This window comes from Streptomyces sp. NPDC059900 (assembly GCF_050270335.1).
Lineage (GTDB): Bacteria > Actinomycetota > Actinomycetes > Streptomycetales > Streptomycetaceae > Streptomyces.
In genome coordinates, this window is record NZ_JBNNJZ010000761.1 from 1 (window position 1) to 3265 (window position 3265).

Consider the following 3265-nt stretch of genomic DNA (forward strand, 5'->3'; position numbering starts at 1 on the left):
GAGCAGGGCGCCGACCCCGTACACGGCCAGGCCGATGACCAGGCAGCGCTTGCGGCCGTAGCGGTCGGTCAGGATGCCGCCCGGAATCATCAGCGCCGCCATGACGAGCAGGAAGATGGTGATCGCGGTCTGCACGCCCTGCACCGTGGTGTCCAGGTCCTCGCTGATGTCCTTGATCATCACGTTCATGTTCGAGCCGGCGAAGCTGCAGACGAACTGGGCGAGGGCGAGCGGCGCGAGGATCTGACGCGGCCAGGGTCGCTTCTCCTGCCGGGCGTCTGCTCCCTCTGGTGCCCCCGCTCCAGCCGGGGTCGACGGGTCGGTCATCGCCTCGCCTCCGTTCGCGTCCCGTACGTCCCGTACGTGGGCCGGACGACGGTCAGCCTCCTGGGCGGCCTGCCCGGCGGCGTCACCCCCGGAGGGTGACGACCGGGGGTACCGGTCAGGGGCAACACTCGGGGCACAGCGGTGCAATCGGCACCCTCCTCGAGTACGGAGGCCCTGTCATGGCCACCTCGACCACTCAGCACCATCGCTCCGGCGCCAAAGAGACGGCGGCCGCCGGAGTGACCATCTTCGCCGGGGTGCTGTTGTTCCTCTCCGGATCGCTGGACTTCTGCCGGGGGCTCATGGGCGTCCTCGAGGACGAGGTCTTCGTCCACACGCCCGGATACGCCTTCGAGTTCGACCTCACGACCTGGGGCTGGATCCACATGCTCTTCGGCGCGGTCGCCGTAGTCGTCGCCTTCGGCCTGTTCGTCGCCGCGAAGTGGGCCAGGATCCTGGGCGTGATCATCGCCTCGCTGCTGATCATCGCCAACTTCCTGTCCGTGCCCTACCACCCCATCTGGTCCCTCACGCTGGTCGCGATGAACGGGTTCATCATCTGGGCCCTGTGCGTCGTCGACAAGGACAGCGTCTACTAGCCGAGGTGGTCCATGAAGGACGCACGTGCGCGTGCGGCGGACGAACGGGCGGAACGGATCGCCGAGTTCATCGCGCCGCTGCGGGTCAAACCAGGTTCGAAGGTGGACCTGTCCGAGGACTTCGATCCCGCTTTCAAGGCGGGCATCAAAAAGAAGAAGGACGGACAGGACCTGCTCCGCGGCGGCGTCGTCCTGCTGGCCGACTACCAGCGCCGGCTGGCCGCCGAGGGCACGCACGGCGTCCTCATGTGCCTGCAGGCGCTGGACGCCGGAGGCAAGGACGGCACGATCCGCCATGTGATGAGCGGGGTGAATCCGCAGGGCGTACGGGTGGCCGGCTTCAAGGTGCCCTCCGCCGCGGAGCTCAGCCACGACTACCTCTGGCGCTACGCCTGCAACCTGCCGCGCCGCGGGGAGATCGGCATCTTCAACCGGTCCCATTACGAGGAGGTCCTGGTCGTCCGGGTGCACCCCGAACACCTCACCCGCCAGCGGCTGCCAGGGAAGGCCGCGGGCAAGAAGATCTGGCGCCGCCGCTACCGGGAGATCAACGACTGGGAGCGCTACCTGACGGACAACGGGTTCAGGATCGTCAAGCTGTTCCTGAACCTGTCCAGGGAGGAGCAGCGTATCCGCTTCCTCAAACGGATCGATGTCCCGGAGCGGAACTGGAAGTTCTCGGCGGCGGACGCCCGTGAACGCACCTTCTGGGACGCCTACCAGACGGCGTTCTCCGAGATGCTGTCCGCCACGAGTACTCCCTGGGCACCGTGGTACGTCGTGCCCGCGGACCGCAAGTGGTTCGCGCGCACCTGCGCCGCGGCCGTACTCGCCCACACTCTCATCGACATCGACCCGCAGTATCCCGTCGTCGACGACAAGAGCCGCGACGCACTGGCGCTGGCCAAGCAGCAGCTGGTGGACGAGGCACCCGACGGTGCGGTGGCGGACCCGTACGCGGCACGGTCCGCCGCGGGCGTCCTGCGCCGCCGGAGCGAGCGGAGGCGGGCCCGATGACCGCACAGGCACCCGGCCAGGGCCAACGCCTCGCACCGGCGGAGGTCTGGTACACCCTGCCCGCCGAGGCGGTGGCCGGCGAACTCGACGTCGACCCGGCCGTGGGCCTGGACGCCGCGCGGGCCGCCGCGCGGCTCGCCGAGGACGGACCCAACACCCTGCCCGAGGAGCGCACGCCCAGCGCATGGCTGCGCTTCCTCGGCCAGTACACCTCGTACATGCAGATCATCCTCGTGGCCTCCGCCGCGGTGTCGCTCGCCATCCAGGAGTGGGGCACCGCGGTGGTGCTGCTCGCCCTGACCGTGGTGAACGCGGTCATCGGGATACGGCAGGAGGGCAAGGCCGAGAGCGCCATGAACGCCCTCAAGGAGATGACGAAGGCCACCGCACGGGTGCGGCGCGACAAGACGGAGGCCGAGATCCCGGCGGCCGAGGTGGTCGTCGGGGACGTCGTCCTGCTCGCCGCGGGGGACGAAGTGCCCGCGGACGGACGGCTCGTGGCCACGAGCGCCCTGCAGATCGACGAGTCGGCGCTCACCGGGGAGAGCGTTCCCGCCGCCAAGGACGCCGCGCCGGTACGGGGCAGCGGTCTCGGTCCCGCCGACCAGACGGACATGGCGTTCATGAACACCCCGGTCACGCACGGCAGCGGCGTACTGGTGGTCACCGCCACCGGCGCCTCCACCGAACTGGGAAAGATCTCGGGGATGCTGTCGGCCACGCAGCGCGAGGAATCGCCGCTCACCCGCGAGCTGAACCGCCTGACCCTGTGGATCGTGGGGGCGGCCGGCATCACCATGGCCCTGATGTTCGCCCTGGGGCGCGGGCGCGACGTGCCGTGGGACGCGCTGTTCATCAGCGCCGTGTCCCTGGCCATCGCCGCCGTCCCCGAGGCACTGCCCACGGTGACGCAGACGATCCTCTCGCGCGGCGGACTGGACCTGGCCCGCCGGCACGCCATCGTCAAGGACCTGCCCTCGGTGGAGACACTGGGCTTCACCTCGGCCGTCAACTCCGACAAGACCGGCACACTGACGATGAACCAGATGACCGTGGTCGAGGTGGTGGACCCCTTCGACCGCTACACGGTCTCCGGAACCGGCTACTCCCTGGAAGGCAAGATCCACCACGCCGCGGGCAGCTCCCCCGGCATCGAGGACGCGATCCTGCCCTACCTCGTCGCCAACGACGCCACGCTCGTGGACGGACGGGTGGTGGGCGACCCCACCGAAGGCGCGCTGCTCGTCCTCGGCCACAAGGCGGGCCTCGACGTCGACGCCACGCGCGAACGGCTCCCCCGCCTGGCCACCCTGCCCTTCGAC

Annotated in this window: 4 protein-coding genes; 3 read left to right on the forward strand and 1 reads right to left on the reverse strand. The window is 69.6% G+C overall.

What is annotated here, in order from left to right; translation table 11 throughout:
• Positions 1-327 (reverse strand): MFS transporter (locus ACQKIP_RS43455; RefSeq protein ID WP_427745545.1); only part of this gene is annotated, 327 nt, incomplete at its 3' end.
• 179 nt (positions 328-506) lie between these two features.
• Between ACQKIP_RS43455 and ACQKIP_RS43460 the strand changes: the two genes are divergently transcribed.
• From ACQKIP_RS43460 to ACQKIP_RS43470, 3 genes are all read left to right on the forward strand, one after another.
• Positions 507-926, forward strand: a complete 420-nt coding sequence (locus tag ACQKIP_RS43460; RefSeq protein WP_365854217.1) for a DUF7144 family membrane protein — start codon at positions 507-509, stop codon at positions 924-926.
• Positions 927-938: 12 nt separating this feature from the next.
• Positions 939-1943 (forward strand): polyphosphate kinase 2 family protein, encoded by a 1005-nt coding sequence (locus ACQKIP_RS43465; protein WP_365854219.1) that lies wholly within the window; start codon positions 939-941, stop codon positions 1941-1943.
• On the forward strand, positions 1940-3265 hold a 1326-nt coding region (locus ACQKIP_RS43470; RefSeq protein WP_427745546.1), incomplete at its 3' end, for a cation-translocating P-type ATPase. The genes ACQKIP_RS43465 and ACQKIP_RS43470, both read left to right, overlap by 4 nt.

Excerpts from the sequence above, each read along its gene's own strand:
- ACQKIP_RS43460 (WP_365854217.1), top strand. The coding sequence starts at position 507 with ATGGCCACCTCGACCACTCAGCACCATCGCTCCGGCGCCAAAGAGACG.
- ACQKIP_RS43465 (WP_365854219.1), top strand. The coding sequence starts at position 939 with ATGAAGGACGCACGTGCGCGTGCGGCGGACGAACGGGCGGAACGGATC.